Consider the following 17,593-nt stretch of genomic DNA (forward strand, 5'->3'; position numbering starts at 1 on the left):
CGTAACCTAATGGCTTGGAGTGCTTTTTAGCATTAGTCGTCCCAAAGCTATTTAAACATCTCATTATCTTGTATTTTCCCATTTTCAAAATACATTGTTTTGAAAGCTAATTCATTATGCTTTTTGCGTATAGATTCCACTATCACATAATAACCATTAATTTGCTTTGCACTCACTAGCACCTCTTGTCCCAAATCATCTTTAGAAATTATATGTTTATCAGCAGTATCTGCGTATTTTGTCCATTGACTTATATCATCAAGTTTTACTTCTTTTTGTCCGCTTTTTTGAACCAGCTGACTTTTAGCCCCGTGCCTTGATAGTGTATGATTAATTTCGCTTGCACCTATTGTTCTACGAACTTCTTTGGGATATTTGAAGCCTAGACTCTTTGCCTTGCTAGAATCTAGTGTATCAACAGCTATCTTTTTATTGTTTTTTATGACCCATTCCAGCACATCTTGAGTTAAATTATCCTGCCCTATGACAAACATATCCCGCCCTTTTTGTGGGCTTGTCTGTAAGATTTTTATCACATCTTTACTATCCACTTTTTTGCCTTTATTTAAAAGTGGTAGTATATCATTTTTTAGTCTTAATCGCTCTAGCACTTCCCTTGCTTTAGGATTATGAGATAATCTCTTAATAGATTCCAATCCTATTTTAGAAGCAACGCTTCCCCCTAAGAATCCTAGTGCAAATTTGCTAGGGTCAAAGCCTATGATATTACCTTGTTCATCGGTCTCTACTCCTGCGAGAGTTCCGCTCACAAGCCCACTTCCTATGTGTGCATTACTTTGATAGATATTTGGGCTAGCTTCGTTGAAGTATCTATGCTCTGCCTGTGTATCCTTTGGCTTCGTGCTTGTGATATTTCCGCTAGAATCTGTGTAAGAGCCTTTGTTGTCTATGTGTTTTATTTGGTTGGAGTCAAAGATAGCTATAAAAGGGTGTTCTTTATTACTACCATCCAATATCAGTGCGTCATAGCCCTTTGATTGTAAAAACTCTTTTGTTTTTTTTGTTTGATATGTATAACGCTCTAATGAAAGCCCTAATTTATCCATTTCCTCTTGAAGTTTGTATGGATAGTTTAGATTATCCCCACCTCTAAAATCAATAGGATTTTTAACATTTAAAAACACTTCATAGAGATTGTCATCAACTCTTTTAGCATATTCAATATCATCTACAAACCAAAAGCCCAAACCGCTTTCATCAAATTCGCTTTTAAACTCTTTTATATTTCCTGCTTTGCTCCCGTGATAAAATACTTTTGGCAATCCATCTTTATCTTTTGTGATAGGGCTTGAGTCTTTGTGCCACTCTAGCAAATCACTTGCCTTTTTCTCATCGTATTTAAATTTGCTTTGGACTTTTACTAAAGAAACTTCGTCTATGCCTTGTTTTGACAAAAGCTTAGAATCTATGGTAGAATCTGTTTTGAGAGTTGAGGACTTGTTTAGCTCGGGGCGATTGGTTATTTCCTCAAAAGCCACGCCCTCTTTAAAAGTAATGCTTTTAGCCTTTTTCAATATCCTCTTTATTTCTTTTTCTTTAGAAATAGGATACCCACTTATGAGTAATTTATCCTTATCTTGTGTTACAAGCAAATAAAATAAATCCCTATTTTCTCCATATTCAAAAGCTTTTAAATAACCTTTTCTTAATTCTCCACTATCTGTAAGTATGTCAAGTTCTATATTTGCTTTAGCCATTGTTGGTTCTACCAAATTCAAAAAAGCTAATCTCTGTTTGCTATCTTTTGCCTTTTGTAAATGCTCCAAAAAGCTTTCTTTATTAATAACTCGCTCTAAACCTTTTGTTAAAAACTCCTCTTTGCTTAGCTCTTTTGGCATAGATTCTACATTATCCCTTAAAACTTTTATACTTTGTTCCAAAAAGGTTTTATCAATGATATGCCCAGCTTGTGCTATCCGCCCCTTTTGGCTTTGCATTATTTTCATAGGCTCTAGGGCTTTAAGGATAGGGTATTTGGCAGTGGTAGCTTCCCAGCCTTTTGCTAGTGTGTTTGCTAGTTCTTGTTTTAGAGATTCTTTTAGCTGTGGATTATCTTTTATGACCTTAAAGCCTTGTGATACTGCTTTACTTCCCACCGCACCACCTAAGAAGCCCAAAGCAAACTTAGAATGTGGTTGGCTACTCATTTCCTTTTTGTAGTATCTATCTGTATATTTCTCCAAAAAGTTTTTGTCGTAGTTGTCAATTATATCCATTAGAGCTTGTTTTGCTTTTTCATACGCATTGCCTGTTGGTTTTCCATAGCCTCTTACACTCTCTTTGAGGGAAGCGACAATCTTTGTTATAGCCCCTACAAGTTTTTCAAATACATTAAGTTTTTTTAGCCAATCCCTAAACTCTGGATTAGCTAATTCTGCGACAAATTCAAATTCATTTTTGCTACCATAGTGGCTTCTAGCTTTTTTAATGCTGTTTTGGATTCCCATTATGGTATTCACTGCTTCTATTTGTGTGGGGCGTAGTAATGGGATTTGTTTAGCTAATTTCGCAGTGTTTGTGGGGATATTATTTATCTCATTATATATTTTTTGATTCCTAACCAACATTATAGCATTTGTTGTAACGCTATGGATTAACTCGTGGAACAATGTTTGTGCCTTATACTCTGCAGGGAGTTCATCTGAAACCTTAACTAAAAATTTATCATACATTCCATTAACTAAATATGGCAAATCATTGGTAAAATCTACTTTGATTTTAAATTTTTCAGCTTGATCCAACACACTATCAAACAATTCTTTTGCCTCTTGTGTATCTGTGCTATGCGTATGGAAAAATGCTTTCAAACTTTGTAAGTCTTCTTTGCTTGATAAATCATAGCTCTTGCCCTTTACCTCAAACCCACTTACTTGCAACTTTCTTTGTGTATCTAGGGTATTGTTTAGCCCTCCTTGATATTGTGCTAGAGTTGTGGTAGAATCTGCTTTAGAGTTTAAAGGCAGAGTCTCGCCTTTTGTAAAAGAGTCAGAGTTGCTACCTTGACTCTTCTCCTTTTCAATGTCGCCATCGATACGAGATAGCTTTGAAGTATCGGTATTATGCTTAGTCTGTTGCAAATGAGATGGGCTAAGGGCGACATCATCATTATATGCAGTTAAAAGCCACTTCCTGTCTTTTCCATAATAATTCAACGCAATAACCGCTCTACCTTCACTATCATCAATAAAAGCTTTTTGATTTCCTTTTCTTACACCTCCATTTTCTACAATCTCGGGTATAGATTCCACAAACTCCTTAGCCTTTGCTTTTGCCTCTGCCTCACTTAATCCCTCTTTGATAAAATCCTGTGTTCTCCCCTCTAGGATATGTTGCAAACCAAAGTGTGAATCTCCCCACACTACATCAATATCCCCTAACTCCTCTTTATAGAATGCCCCTGCTACTTGCCCCTCTTTGGTTTCTAGCAGGTGTGTTATAGCTTCCTGTGGCTTGTGATAGTATTGTGGGTAATTGCGTCCAAATTCTTTTAAAGGATTGCCTCTCTCCTCTAAAAATCTTGTAATATTTGGGATTTGATTATTGCTTTGGTAATTATAATAATAGAGTTCTTTTTGCCACTGCTTTAATAATTCTTGTTGGAAATCCGCTTCGTTATCAAAATCAAGTTCGTTTTTTCGTATTTTTTCTAAAATATTGCCCATTGCTTTATTTTTTGCAAACTCTACATTCTCATTTAACACTGCTATATCATTTGCATTGTGAAATTTTTGTGGCTTTATATCCCATATTTCTTTTAGGTTTTGCAAAAAGATTTGATTATGTTCGCCTATGTGGTCTCTTTTGAGTATGTTTTGTATTTTGCCATAGAGTTCTGCTTCTAGCTCTGTTTTAAATTCTTTGTTTCTATGCCCTCTTATCTCTTTTAGGTCTTTAGCTTTTGTGAAATTAAAAGTAATCCCATTGTCTGCTAAAAACTTCTCATATAGTTCTTTGTTATGCTCTAGTATTGTCTCTTGTAAGCTTTGGGCTAGTTTATATAAGGCATTACTCGGTCTAAAAGGCTTGTTTGCAGTATTTATAATTTTTTTATTCTCTGCAAAATCTGTGGCATTTTTGTAGAGATAATTAGCTAAATCGCTAACTTCTTGTTTGCTTAATTCTTCTTTAAAGCTTAGTTCTAAGGCTCTATCATTTGTAATTTCTTTAGCCTTAGGATAATCACCTCGTAAGCGTATATATTGCTCAAAGCTTTGTAATTCTTTTATCCCATCATTACCTAGCATATGTGGAGTGCCATTTTCGGCTAACATTACTCTTTGCATTGTGTCAGCAAAAGTTATAATATTTCTTTGCTCGTGGTTACCAAATTGCTCAAGATTAACTATTTCCATTTTGGAAATAGTTTGTGCATTTTCTCCTATTTCATCTAAGTTTTTGGGATTGTTTAGAGAAACTTCACTTTTAGATAAATTTGTGCTAGAATCATCCTTAATGTCGCCATCGATACGATTCACGCTTGAAGTATTGATATTATGCTCACTTTGGTGCGGATTTGCTGGAGTGGGGGCGTCATACTCCTTATAAGCTGTAATTAACCATTTTTTATCCTCGCCTTTATAATCAAGTGCTATCAAACTTCTTTTATTGTCAAAATCTATAAAAGCTCTATTTTTTCCAAATGTTACTTTTCCATTTTCTACAATCTCGGGTATAGATTCCACAAACTCTCTAGCCTTTGCTTTTGCCTCTGCCTCACTTAATCCCTCTTTGATAAAATCCTGTGTTCTCCTCTCTAGGATATGTTGCAAACCAAAGTGTGAATCTCCCCAAACTACATCAATATCCCCTAACTCCTCTTTATAGAATGCCCCTGCTACTTGCCCTTTGTATGCTCCTTGCTCTATTTCTGCTTGTGTTAGCTTGCCTGCTTGCTTTCTAGCTTCATAATCCTTAGCTTCACTTAGAATCTTTGCAATAGCTCCTTGTCCATCTCTATAAAACTCGGCATAATTTGTGCCAAAGTCTTTTAAAGGTGTGATGTTAAAATTATGCTCGATAAAATTCCTAAATTCTCTAAGTGCTTGTGGGTTTGAATTGATGCCAAACCCTAATAAGTCTGTCTTAAATATATCCTTATCTAAAAATACTTGTTTGTTTTTAGTAAAATTTTCGTAGCTTCTTAGCATAGAGTTATAATATGTCTGTCCTCTTTGTGCGATATACTTTTCTTTTTTACTTGCGTTTGGGTCTAGTAAAATAATTTCATTTTTCTTATCCTCTATTTTTGATAATAAATTTTTGATTCTAGTGCTTAAGGCTCTATCGGCTGCCCTTCTTAAATTATTGCTTTGATTTGGTGGCGGGATTGGTCTTGAATTTTCTTTTGCTATGGCTTCTTGGTATTGTTTTTCTAATTTTGCTAATTGCTCTTGCTTTTTGGTCAATACACGATTTAGTATTTCTTGCTTTTTTGCCTGTGCCTTTGACAATGAAAGTTCTTTTGTCTCTTGCAAGTTTGTAGTTCTTGTCTTTGTTGCTGTATCTCTAGTTCCAACTTCTCTTTTTGTAGCTTCACTATCTCCTGCTTGTTTCTCCTCTCCTGCACGCAGTCCGCCCATCTCTGTGCTTTCATCTCCATTATTGCGTCGTCCAATGTCTCTGTTGGTTCCCATTTTTTGGCTATCATTATTGCTGCTGCTAGTATCAAAATTGTTATTATTGCCATTACTATACTTTCCATTCTCTATCTCCTTTACTCTTTGATCTAGGTTATTATTTTTGATATACTCATTAAATGCTTTCTCTTTTTCTTTTAAAGCTGGGAGTAAATCTATAACCCTACTTGTTACTTCGCTTGCCTCACCTTTGCTAATTAATAATTCTAAGAAGTCGTAAATATCTGCCTTTTCAATCCCTTTACCCTCTTTAAAGAGTGTGGGCGATAATTCTTCTATTAAATCTGCCTTAGCATTTTTTAGCACTTCATAAAGTGCATTTGCGGGATTTTCTTGTCTTGCAAATTTTGCCAAACTAGCCCCTAGTATCTCTCCTATTAGATTTTTGTAATACTCAGAATCTTGTTGCAAAATTACATTACTTCCATTTTCATCAGTGGTTTTTAAAACATTCTCTATTTTCTCAACCAATTTTTTAAAATTATCCGCTCTTGTGCCTCTTAGGCTTTGAGAAGTCGCATTAATAGAATCAAGCAAATAAGGTCTTAATTCCAAGTTTTTAAGCCCATTTTCCCCTGTATCATTAATGAGATTATGGAATGCTCCTGCATTTTTTACAAACATATCTTTGATTTTGGTAAAATTCTCTCTATTGTTGTTTTGATAGATTCTAGTTAGCACACTTGCAATATTCTCTCCATTGCTATTTTTTGCTAAATGTCCTAGTAATGCCAAATTAGCTTCTTCCTCGTTAGGCAAAAGCCCATTGTTTTCCAAAGATTTTGCAACCTTTGTGGAGAGTTCATCTACACTTTCACTCCCAAAATATCTTGGCATCATTTCTAGTTCTTTAGCATATTTTCCCAAACTAGCCATTACCTTATCACCATAAGTGAGATTAGTATTTGCATTACTCACAAAGGCTAAAGAAACTAGCTTTTGATTTTCTAACTCATCTTTTGGCATTCTAAGCAGCAATTCATCACTTTTTAATTCCACACCAAAGCTTTCTTTGATAGCATCTTCATACCTTTTTCTTGAAGCTTGATTAAATTGCTTCATTCCCTCTACTCTATGATTTCCTGCTATTACTTGTCCATCAGGGGCTAAGATAGGCAAATCTTCAAATCCTCCCCTGCCAATTACCAAATTTGGTTTAAATTGTGTGGCAATGCGTTCAATCATAGCTGGATTACTCTGTGTTCGTGGTTGGAGAGCATTACCATTAAAATTAGTTTTTAAATCCTCTTGCTTGACTACTACATATTTAAGTTCTAGCACCTCATTATTACCTAATGTTACGCTTGTGGTGGGTGCTTTTATTTCTCTAACTTTTATATTATCGCCCAAATCCACCTCACGATTAAGGCTGCTTTGTCCGCTTTCTTTGTCTTTTTGCTCTTGAAGGATTCTTTGATTTTCTTTTATTTCCTCTCTTCTAGCTTCTCTTTGTAGCTCTCTTTGTGCTTCCTCTTTTGCTTGTATTTCTAGCCTTGCTTGTTTTTCTGCCTCTGCTCTTGCAAAAGGGCTTAAAGTTGCCGAAGAAACTTCACTTTTAGATAAATTTGTGGTAGAATCCACATTGTCAATCTTGTTGGCGGAATATTGCGAAGTCTGTAAAAGCGTTTGCGAGATAGAATTGGCGTTTGGAGATTGATAAATTATTTTTGCTCCCGCATTTAGCTTATTTTGTAAATTTCTAGTTTCTTTTATCCCATTTGAGATACTTACCAAATATTCCCCATTATCAAAGCTTACATTTACGAAATAGTCCTCATTTTTCAAATGTTTAGCAAGTAAAATTTCCTCACTTGGCTCTTTTATAATCAAATCAGGTTCATCTAATACTGCTTTTATTTGCGGTATGAATTCCTCTCTGCCTTGTGAAACTAGCTTTAGCAAACTGCCCTTTTGTAGTCGTATCTCTTTGCCACCTAGTGCTTGTTTTATTTCCTCACTATGCTTTGGGATATAGCTTTGCTCTAAGTTTTCTAAGCCAAAAGTCTTTAGCCATTGCTCTTGTGTCTCTTTAGTAAGTGTGTGTTCTTTGCCTTTGGTGTCTGTGAATCTTATATCCGATAACTCTTGCGATTCTCGTAATCCCCCCTCTCTATGCACTCGAGATTGTGTTGATATGTCTCCCATAACTCTCTCATTACCTTGCGGTGTCGTATGTAAGTGGCTATCAAGAGTATTGGTATTGCTAATGTTGCTATTGTTAGTATTGTCAGTATGATTGTTCCTTGTAATTGTGTCATTCTCTGTCTCCTTTACTTTGGTATCCCTAAAGCGAACATCTTGCAAGTTGTTTAGGATTTGCTCTTTAGATAAATTTGCAGTAGAAAATTGTGCCTCCATTTTTTGTTTCTCGAAACTCTCTGCTTCTCTTGCCCTCAAATTTTCTGCATCTTTTAGAGTTTCAGTTTTGATTTCATCAACCTGCTTCAAAAATTCATTTAAAAATTCTCTTGTAGGGAGATTGAAATTATTTGGCGTGTTCCTCCTTTGCAAAATGCTTTTAAAATCCTCTACATTCACACTATGGTTCAAAGCACTTAAGAGATGATACCGCAATGCCGCTCCTTGAATCCTCTCATTAAAAGCCCTAAATTTAATAGGCGTGAAAGGTATCCCAAGTTCAGGTAAGTTACGCATCAATAAATCCATAATTGCCGAAGTAGTTTTTTGCTCTGTTGCCCCTTTGATACTTGTAGCAATAGTGGAGCTCATTCCTTTGCTTCCTGTTTTAGCTGGTCTTAAAGCATAAGCTATCTCTCCATCATTTAAAAAAAGTTTATGGAATCCCCCTATGAGTTCTAGGGCATCTTTAGCCCCTTTGGTTGTAAATTTATCTTTTAGCCCTTCAATTTCTTTATTAAATGCCACACTATTAAATACATTTAACCCATTATCTCCATTACTTAGACTTTTATTGAATATTTGATTGATTACTCCAAGTTCCAAATTTTCTTTTTGTTCTTTGGGGAGATTTTGAGTGAGGATTTCATAATTACTTTTATTAGCTTCTCCTTGCCCTTGCAAATATTTCACAAATGATTCTTCTGCTGCTTCTTTGGTTTTAGTGCTATCCATCAAGCTTTTAATGCCCTTAACCTTAAAAATCTCTTTCATTGTGGCATAATCGCTCAAAGCACTCTCAAAAAGCCTTTTAGCATCAGCATAACCTTGTGTATTTTGTGCAAAAATTTCATCAATTCCTTTTTTAATATCCTCTTTTAAAAATCCTCTAACCGCACTTTTTAAATGTTCATTCAAATTAGGATTAGCACTCTTTGTATAAGCATTCAGTCGCTTTAAAGCATTATTGAGTTGTTTAAACTCAACGCCATTTGGATTATAGATATTTGCCTCAATATCTTTTAAAAATGCCATTGCATCGCTTTCTAAAATTCCGCTATTTTCTAGTTCTTTTCTAAAATTTAGGTAGTTTTTATTATCTAGCGTGGTTTTATAGTTAGAATCATAGATTTTCCCAAGCACATTTTCCATTACATCGTTGTAATCTGCTTTAGTTTTATTTTTTAGATTTTCATAAATCTGCCTTATTTCAATATTATCCATTCCAATTTCTTTAAGTTGCTTTTGGAGGTTATAAGTAGTAGCATTCAAAATATCTCCTAGCACTTTAGAGGCTTTTGGGCTAGTATTTGCCACTTCTGTCAAAAAGGCTAAAGAACTTCCACTTTCATCAGCTCTGATCAATTCAATAAGCTCTAATTGCCTTTGTCTTAGAGTTGGTTTATTGATAGCATTTAGCATTTTTAGTGCGGTTGATTTTAGAGGTAAATTGCTATCTTGCGTAAAGTCAATAAGCTTTTGAGTATTGCTAGTCTCTCCGCTTTTTAATCTTCCTCCAAACTCCTCTCCAAAGGCAAATAACGCTTCCTTTTCTTCCTTTGTGTAAGAGTTATTGAGTATTTTTTGTGCGGCTCTTAAGTTTTGAGTGGGTAGATTTCTTACAAATCCTGCCAAAATAATATTATCACTTGCTTTAGAAATCACATTTTTAGCTTTTTTTAAAAGCGGCTTTCCTCCTTTGGCTAATCCTAGTGCAATAGCATCTCCTGCCAAACTCAATGTTCCAGCCTCTAGGGCGTGAGAAATGATTTCTTTTGTATTGTTTTCTCTATCTAGCTTGGCATTATTAGATAGCACATCCCCCACAGCTCCCGCCACAGCTCCCACAGCTCCTCCCCCTATTGCTCCAACTACTCCGCCTATTCTACCTACACTAGCCCCAGCCCTAGCTCCAGCCACAGCCCCTCCCATTCCCAAAGCAATCTCATTTTTTATTGCATCTAGCGTTGTGGGAAGGTTCTTAAAAAACTCTTCATTGACCTTATAAGCTTCCTCATCTTTAAGTAAATATAACTCGCCATTTTCTTTAAACTCAGCCCCATCAAATCCTACTTTAGCGGCGATATTATTCACATCTTTTAAATATTGCTCTTTAAGCTTAGAATCTTTTCCAAAAAAGGTATTATAGAGGCTTGTATTTTGATGATAAGTGTTTAATCGGTTAATATCATCAATGGCACTTTGGTAATCTATAATGAGATTTTGTGCTTTTTTATTCTCTTTCCAATCCTCAAATTGCTTTTCCTCCTCACCAAAAAAATAATCCCAAGCCAAGCTACCGATATTTAAATCTTCTTTATAAGCTTGTTTTTCTTGTGGATTTAAATCAGCAAAATCTTTATTTAATGCACTTTGTTTTAGTCTCTCTTGCTTGATTAATTCATTAGAAGTATTGGTGTTATTGATTCTAAAATTATCAAAAAATCCTCCCTTTTGCTCTGCTATTTCATAATTTGTCTTTTGTGATAAATCTTTAGCGTCTATTCCATTTAAAACAGCGGTTTTATAAATCTCATCAGTGATTTTTTGATTTTTTTGTGTAGCTTGACTTTCATAAGTTGGAGTTAGCCCAAAGGTTAGGTTAGAAGCCGCCTCACTAATTGATTCTAGCCCCCTCTCTAGTAGATTTGGATTTTGGTATTGTTTTTCTTGTTCCTTGATAAGTGCTAGTGTATCTTCCCTGCTAGCAGGTGCAGAATTGAAATTAAAATTACCATTTTGCAAATAATCAAACACAAAAGCATTCTCATTTAGATTTGGATTGTTTGCCTTAGCTTGTGCTTTTAATTCGTCAATTTCTTGCCAATTAATATCGCTTTTTGCCTGTTGTCGCAAAAAATCTACAATCTCGCCTTTTTGAAAACCACTTTTTAATGCACTATCAAAATCAAAAACCACTTTTCATTCCTATTTTTTATTTGCATTGTCTCAAAAAATAGGTTTCAATTAAAGGGTTAAACAATCAAAATCGCCTAATTAGTAGCACAAAATGGAAACTCTTCACTCCACACTTAAGCAATCTTTCAATGTCCTCTCCACTTCCAAAAAATAAATCCCCAAAGCCTTATGGGATTCAAAACTTCCATCCTCTTTTGGTTTTTTTGGCATTTCTAAATTGCATTTTATGGGGATTAGGACTTCCTTTGTTTGCACTTGCACACTAGAAGCACAAGCACTGAAAATCAAGCTTAAAGAAATTAAGTAAGTTTTTTGTAGAATCTTTTTGAGGTTTGCTCCAAAGAGGCGGCAACCTCTTTGGAAGTAATTTATAACCTCGAAAGCGAGGTGAGTTAAATGCACTACCAAACTGCAGTGATAATTATACTCCTTTGTCTCTTTATAGTCAAGGCGTATTAATTTTAGGGGCTTTTTGCCCCACACTGCAAAGCCTCTTTTCATTCTATCTCCTTTGTTTAAATTTTAAGTTTCCATTGCCTTTAAAGTTTCCATACTCCACTAAATTCTAGCACACTCCAAATTCTAGCAGTTGTGTATCTGCTTTAGCAGTTTTGAAGGCTTTTAGGGGTAAGAGTTACCCAAGCGGTAATGACTGCCTCTAAAAGCCTTCAATCTACTAAATGAGACTACCAAATGCGAATTTTCATCTCCCCATCTCCTTAAAAAGTTTCTTATAACCTCTAAGTTCTGCTTCACAACTAGAATCTTTGAGCTTGATTTCCTTAATTACTTCTATTTCCTTTGGTGGCTTGCTTGCCTTTACCTCCAAAGCTTTAATCGCCAAATTTTGTTTGTCAATCGCCTCTTGTAGAGCCACCACATTTGCCTTGCTTAATTGCAAATCCTTTTTTAGCCCTGCAATTTCCTCTTTTGCTCCCACATAAAGCCAAAAGATAAATCCCAAAGAAACAACCAAAACCAAACACACTCCACCCAAAATGCTTTTAATATCCATTGTATCCCTCTAACTCCTTAATCCCAAAAAATCTTATAAACAACTCTTCCTACAAAATCAGGATTCAACACTTCACCATAATTAGCATAAGGATTGATAGGCATTAACTTAAAATTATTTCTTCCTCCTTTGGGAGTGTAGTTATAAGATGAATTGAGAGTAAAACCTTTTTTTTAACATAGCAGGATAAACAACCTCTTTGATACTTAGCACATTTGCAATTCCCCAAGTTTGACCAGGGAGATAGTATCCTCCACTCTTTTCCTCTACACTTGTTTCATAAAGATAAAGCCCACATCTATCCTGTGTATTCTCACTCAAAGTTAAATTTATATCAATCCAATAATTTACTCCAATATCTAAGACTTTATAATGCCCTTTCCCATTTTTATCTGAAATCCCCCAATTAGCTGTCATAGAATTTGTTACCTCATTGACAATCTCCAAGAAATTATTATAATATTTTCCATTAGAGGCTACTGCCCCTCCACTTCCTACTATAAACATCTTTTAGCCCCCCCCCCCCCTACACAGCATAAACATTTTATCTCCTTAGTTATAATATACTTCGACACTTGCCTTATGGAAGCTATCATACCAACCACTACTAGCATTTGCACTTCCATTGTTATAGTTATGAAAAATAATCCCCACTGCATTTACTCTAGCTTTAAAGCTCTTTTTAGTTACCTCTCCTTTTGCTCTATATCTTGCATATCCAGTTAGCTGCACTTGAGCAATTCCGCCTCGCAAGAAACTCGCTTCACTCCTTGTTTTCCAAGTATGTCCCTTAATGCAAGTATTAGTTACCACAAAGGCACATTCTTTGCCCACACAGCTTGTCGGCAAATTTTGTGGTGTTTCACTACAATTTGGAAAATTCAAAACCACCTTATTGCTATATTCCATTTTACTCCCATTAACATCTATTTGTATGGTAGGACTTCCAAAAAACATTTCACACTCCTAGTTTTATAAATATTTATCATTTCATTTATACTCCCACCTTGCTTTTTTACCCCTTGTATCCAAATGCACAAATCCTGCATACTCATCATTCGGATTATTTTTAACTGCTATTCCTAAAGGTAAATCACCATATTTCTTTAATATATGATGATAGACTACTTTTGTTGGCACTTTTGGGATAACAAAATCAGCAGCACTCCCTATTGTGTGTTGTGATCTTGGAGAACCACCTACTTTAGCATTGTGGTCTTTGCAACGATGCCCACTATTTATTTGTGGGTGAGTGCCAAAAAATTCCTCAATCTCACAAAGCAAATCTACTAACTCATCGCTAGGCACATCGGGCGGTAATTCGCATTTGCCACATTTGCATTTGAATTCATCTTCTTTAAAATATTTGTTAGGCTTCATCTTTATCCTTTTTAAATTTATCTTTGATTTTTTTAACAAAATCTTTATAGGTGCTATAAGCTCTCACACACAAATACATAAAGCTTCTTCTAACCATACCCACACCCTCATTTTTAAGAGCTGTTCTAAAGGTTTTATCGCACACTTTCCTTTTAGTGATTTTTCCTTGCAAGTAAAGGCTAAGCAAATAATCGTGCAATACATATGCTTTTGTAGGGCTTCCTATCGGACTAACCAAACTTTGAAATAATTGCGGAATGCTTCCAAAATCTGTATTAAATCCTTTGGGGATAGTGATATAATAAGTCTTGGTGTATCTATTATCATATTCTTTAGCAATTCCATTGACTATTAATTCCCTCTCTATTGCCAAATCTTGTTTGAATTGATAGTTAAAATCCTCTATTAATTTGAAGTTTTTTCTACCTAAAAACACTACTTCCAAATAAGTTTTTTCTAATGGTTTGCCATTTGTATATTCACACATTACTTCAACTCCTTTTCTATTGATTTATTAATATATCTCTCAATATCCTCTTGTCTTATTTGCTCTCTAAAGCCATTTTGCTGATTTATACATTCTGCCAAAATAGCATTACTCTCTTGTAACTCTTTTAAAAGCCTTATGTTATAGGCAAGGCTTAGGATTAAAGCCAAGATAATGATTACAATTTGCAGGTGTAAAAATGCCTTGAAGCTCATTCCCTACCTCCAAACCCACCACTGCCTTTTTCAAATTCTAGCTTTGGGATTTCCACAAATTCTAGCAGTTGCGGTGTATGGTAAATGTTATGAGAAAATTTAGAGAGGTTAGCGAACTTTGCGTTCGTGCCTCTTGAAATTTTCTCAATTCTTTTGCTAGGCATCTTGAATGCGAATTTCATTTCCCACCTCGCTTAAAGTTTAGAATCTCTTTGGCATAAGAAATAGCCTTTTCAATTCCTAAAAACCCAATACAAGCACTAATCCCTACCCTTGCAAGATAAGGCAAGTCTGTGGCACTAAGTATGGAGTAAGCCACTACGCACAAAAAGCTAGATAGAACAATTCGCTTGAGTGCGATTTTAAAGCATTTTCTAATATCCTCACTATTATCCAATGCCCCCATAAATCCTGCCAAAAGCCCCACTAAAGCAATGGGCAATAATTCCAAGTATGAATTAAGAGATTCCAAAAAGCACCTCGATGAATCTTGCACTTGTTAGGGCGACACTCAAAATAATAAATAACCACAAAGCCTTATGGATACTCCAATAGTAGGGCTTCAAGTGCTTTGGAACATTGCAGTGGTATTTTCCTATCAAAAACCACTTAAACAAAAAGAAATAATATTTCATCTTAGATTTTACTCTTCCCATACTACTGCCTCTACTTCCTCTTTTGTTTTTGCATTAACCACCTTATCTTTGAGGCTTCTAGCTTTAAAGGTAACTTGCTCTATAAATAAAGCCAGTGCGGTTGCAAAAGCAACAAATTCTTGCGGATTAAAAGTAGCAATTGTATTATCTTTGGCTATCCAAGAAATACTTTCGCTAGGGTTGAGTTGTGCTTGAGTAACTTTACCCAAAATCAATGTTTGGTCATAAGCCTCGCATTGATAAACCTTATCTTGATAGCTAAATCCTTGTGAGATAACCTCTTGTTTTTTCTCATCGATTTGCAGATTCTTAACTTCTTTGATATTCTCTAGGGGCTTATCTATTAGCTCATAAGTGATTTTATAGAGATTTTCTTTCTCCACATATTCTTTAATCTCTTTGACTTCTTGATACAAAGAAATTTCACTAGGCATTTGCCCTCTTTGCACTTTAGCAATACCAAGCTCTTTTAACTCCTCATTGCTTAACCTATCTAAAAATATCGTATCCACTCCCTTAAACTCTTCTACCTCTCCATTTTCATTTTCTGCTTGAAAACTTGTTTCTTTTAAATAAATATTGTTATAAAAGATTTCATTTTTTGCTATATCATAAAACTCCATTTTAACTCCTTTAATAAATTCATACTTGCTATAATTAGAATTTGAGAATTTCAAACTCCACCGCCAAACCTAACCACAAAGCAGATTCTAAACATTCCCTAAATTCCAGCAGTTGCGGTGTATGGTAATTGTTTTTTACAAATTTGGGGAGGTTAGCATACTTAGGTATGTGCCTCCCAAAATTTTTAAAATCATTTACTAGGCATCTTGAATGCGAATTTCTCTAACTCCTTACAATTCTAATTAGATTACTTGCATAGCAGTAATAGCTAAACACCTCTGTTCCACTAAATCCACTTTGTGCGATTCTGAAATTGAAAGGGGCTTTGAATCCTGTTATCCTGTTTGCATTCAATATTGTGATAGTCCCACTTTTCCCAGCTACACCTCCCCAATTTGCTACGCTAATTTGGGCATTAGCCGACAAATTAACCATAAAATGATTTCCTTTTCTAAAATCAATAGCAGCTCCAGAACTAACCACTCCACCTAGATTATCCACATAGAGTTTGTTAGCCAAATGATTATTGCCTGTTGGCTTAACTGCACAATTTGGGATAAGTTTAAAAGTAGAACTTCCATTTAATGCAATCGCCCCATTTGCAGTGAGTGTTCCAGCTATTGTTGTATTTCCTGTAACTGCTAGTGTTGATTTAGCAGTAACTGCACCATTTGCAGTCAAAGCAGCAGTTGTCGTAGCACCGCTAAAGGTTTTATTTCCAGCGATAGTTTGATTCCCACTTAAAGCCACTTTAGCATTACCCACAGAATCTACATAATCCTTATTTGCTACTTGATTACCAGCATTAGGATTAGTTTCGGAGATAGGTGGAGTCTTAAAAGTTGTAGTTCCATTAAGCGTTGTAGCTCCATTTGCAGTGAGTGTTCCAGCTATTGTTGTATTTCCTGTAACTGCTAGTGTTGATTTAGCAGTAACTGCACCATTTGCAGTCAAAGCAGCAGTTGTTGTAGCACCGCTAAAGGTTTTATTTCCAGCGATAGTTTGATTCCCACTTAAATCCACTTTAGTATTACCCACAGAATCTACATAATCCTTATTTGCTACTTGATTACCAGCATTAGGATTAGTTTCGGAGATAGGTGGGGTTGTGAAAGTTTTAACACCACTTATACTTTCATCACTCCCCTTAGAGACATAATTTTTTTCCAAAAAATACTTTGTAATTAAATCACTAGGATTCTTTGGGGGATTTTTCTCTAATTCTTCTTCCTCTTTTTCTAGGGCTTCCTCTTCTTTTTGTGTGATTTCCTCTTCTTTTTGTGTGATTTCTTGTTCTTTTTGTGCAACCTCCTCTTCTTTTTGGGCAATTTCCCCCTCTATTTGGCTAATTTGCTCCTTTAACCCCTCTATCTCCTTTTGCAATTCTTCTTTTTTAGCTTCTAGCTCATCTGTTGGAAGTCCGCTTTGTTGTGCCTGTTCTATTAGTCCTTCCAATTCTTCTAGGGCTGCTTCTTTTTGTGAAAGTTGAGATTGCAAATCATTCAAAAGCTCTTTTTTTTGTGCGATTTCTTCTTTTAGTGCAGTAATGGAATCTTGTAAATTTTTGATTTCTTCTTCTAGGCTTTCAATGCTATCCTTGATTTCTTCTGCCTCGCCTTTAGAATTTGGTATTTTTTCTTTTAGCTCTTCAAATTCAACCCTTGTTACAAAATTATCAACCTGCAATTCCTTTTTGGCTTCCTCTTTAGTCTGCGTTATCTCCAAAATAACCTCTTGTTTTAATTGCGGAATTGTTGCGATAAGTTCTTTAATTGTTTGTATTGTTTGTTCATAAGCTCCAAGTTGCTCTATTAGATAGTTAATCTCGTTTTTAAGCTCCAAAACTTTGTTTGCTGCTTCTTGTATTTGACTATTTAGCTCACTATTAGTTTGAGTAAGGTTTTGAAGTTCGCTTAGCTGCTTTTCTACTTCTGCCTTAGTAGTTTCCAATAAATTTTGACTTTCTTGCAAAGCTTGTTGTATTTGTTCTTTTTGGTTAGTAAATTCCAAAAACAACTCTTTGGTAGCTTCCAAATTCTCTTTTGAAGATTCCAAAGTGTTTTGTGCTTCATTGATTGCTACTTCATATTTACCCAAAAGCAATTTAAAGCCATTATACACTTCTTGCGTGATAAGCAAAGTTTGTCCAACTTGTGCTACAAAATGCTCATTGTCTTTCAAAAAATCTAATATTTCATCACTTGTATCAATCTCCATAGTCTAACTCCCATTTTTTTATGGGTATTCTATGGATTTATTCTTTTACAAAAAAGGGTTAAAAG

The 17,593-nt window shown here is 35.2% G+C and carries 12 protein-coding genes; all 12 read right to left on the reverse strand.

The genetic code is table 11. The features are described 5' to 3' along the window. Positions 1-47 precede the first annotated feature (47 nt). The gene (locus EL247_RS08620) at positions 48-10,934 is read right to left on the reverse strand and encodes a putative barnase/colicin E5 family endoribonuclease (protein ID WP_126442046.1); all 10,887 of its coding nucleotides are present in this window, start codon (positions 10,932-10,934) and stop codon (positions 48-50) included. A 102-nt stretch (positions 10,935-11,036) separates the two neighbouring features. Continuing rightward, complete coding sequence (locus EL247_RS08625) at positions 11,037-11,435, reverse strand: hypothetical protein (protein ID WP_232019726.1); 399 nt, start codon at positions 11,433-11,435, stop codon at positions 11,037-11,039. Between the two features lie 202 nt (positions 11,436-11,637). Next, positions 11,638-11,949: a hypothetical protein gene (locus tag EL247_RS04355; protein ID WP_126442047.1), complete on the reverse strand. Its 312-nt coding sequence runs from the start codon at positions 11,947-11,949 to the stop codon at positions 11,638-11,640. Between the two features lie 141 nt (positions 11,950-12,090). Next, entirely contained in the window at positions 12,091-12,456 is a 366-nt protein-coding gene (locus tag EL247_RS04360; protein ID WP_126442048.1) for a hypothetical protein, read from the reverse strand. Between the two features lie 45 nt (positions 12,457-12,501). Continuing rightward, entirely contained in the window at positions 12,502-12,906 is a 405-nt protein-coding gene (locus tag EL247_RS04365) for a hypothetical protein (RefSeq protein ID WP_126442049.1), read from the reverse strand. 33 nt (positions 12,907-12,939) lie between these two features. Then, on the reverse strand, positions 12,940-13,329 hold the full coding sequence (locus tag EL247_RS04370; protein WP_126442050.1) for a YcbK family protein: 390 nt from the start codon (positions 13,327-13,329) through the stop codon (positions 12,940-12,942). After that, positions 13,319-13,816 carry a DUF1353 domain-containing protein gene (locus EL247_RS04375; RefSeq protein ID WP_126442051.1) on the reverse strand — a complete coding sequence of 166 codons (498 nt, stop codon included), beginning with the start codon at positions 13,814-13,816 and terminating at the stop codon, positions 13,319-13,321. The genes EL247_RS04370 and EL247_RS04375 overlap by 11 nt, the downstream gene beginning before the upstream one ends. Next, positions 13,816-14,031 (reverse strand): hypothetical protein, encoded by a 216-nt coding sequence (locus EL247_RS04380; RefSeq protein WP_126442052.1) that lies wholly within the window; start codon positions 14,029-14,031, stop codon positions 13,816-13,818. The genes EL247_RS04375 and EL247_RS04380 overlap by 1 nt, the downstream gene beginning before the upstream one ends. Positions 14,032-14,209: 178 nt before the next feature. Next, the gene (locus EL247_RS04385) at positions 14,210-14,503 is read right to left on the reverse strand and encodes a phage holin family protein (RefSeq protein WP_126442053.1); all 294 of its coding nucleotides are present in this window, start codon (positions 14,501-14,503) and stop codon (positions 14,210-14,212) included. After that, a complete protein-coding gene (locus tag EL247_RS04390; RefSeq protein WP_126442054.1) occupies positions 14,490-14,687 on the reverse strand; it encodes a hypothetical protein in 198 nt (65 codons plus the stop codon). Before EL247_RS04390 ends, EL247_RS04385 begins: the two co-directional genes overlap by 14 nt. Continuing rightward, positions 14,675-15,310 (reverse strand): DUF4376 domain-containing protein, encoded by a 636-nt coding sequence (locus EL247_RS04395; protein ID WP_126442055.1) that lies wholly within the window; start codon positions 15,308-15,310, stop codon positions 14,675-14,677. Before EL247_RS04395 ends, EL247_RS04390 begins: the two co-directional genes overlap by 13 nt. 223 nt (positions 15,311-15,533) lie before the next feature. Continuing rightward, positions 15,534-17,528 (reverse strand): hypothetical protein, encoded by a 1,995-nt coding sequence (locus tag EL247_RS04400; RefSeq protein ID WP_126442056.1) that lies wholly within the window; start codon positions 17,526-17,528, stop codon positions 15,534-15,536. Between the last annotated feature and the right edge of the window lie 65 nt (positions 17,529-17,593).

Source organism: Helicobacter pullorum (genome assembly GCF_900638355.1).
Taxonomy (GTDB): domain Bacteria; phylum Campylobacterota; class Campylobacteria; order Campylobacterales; family Helicobacteraceae; genus Helicobacter_D; species Helicobacter_D pullorum.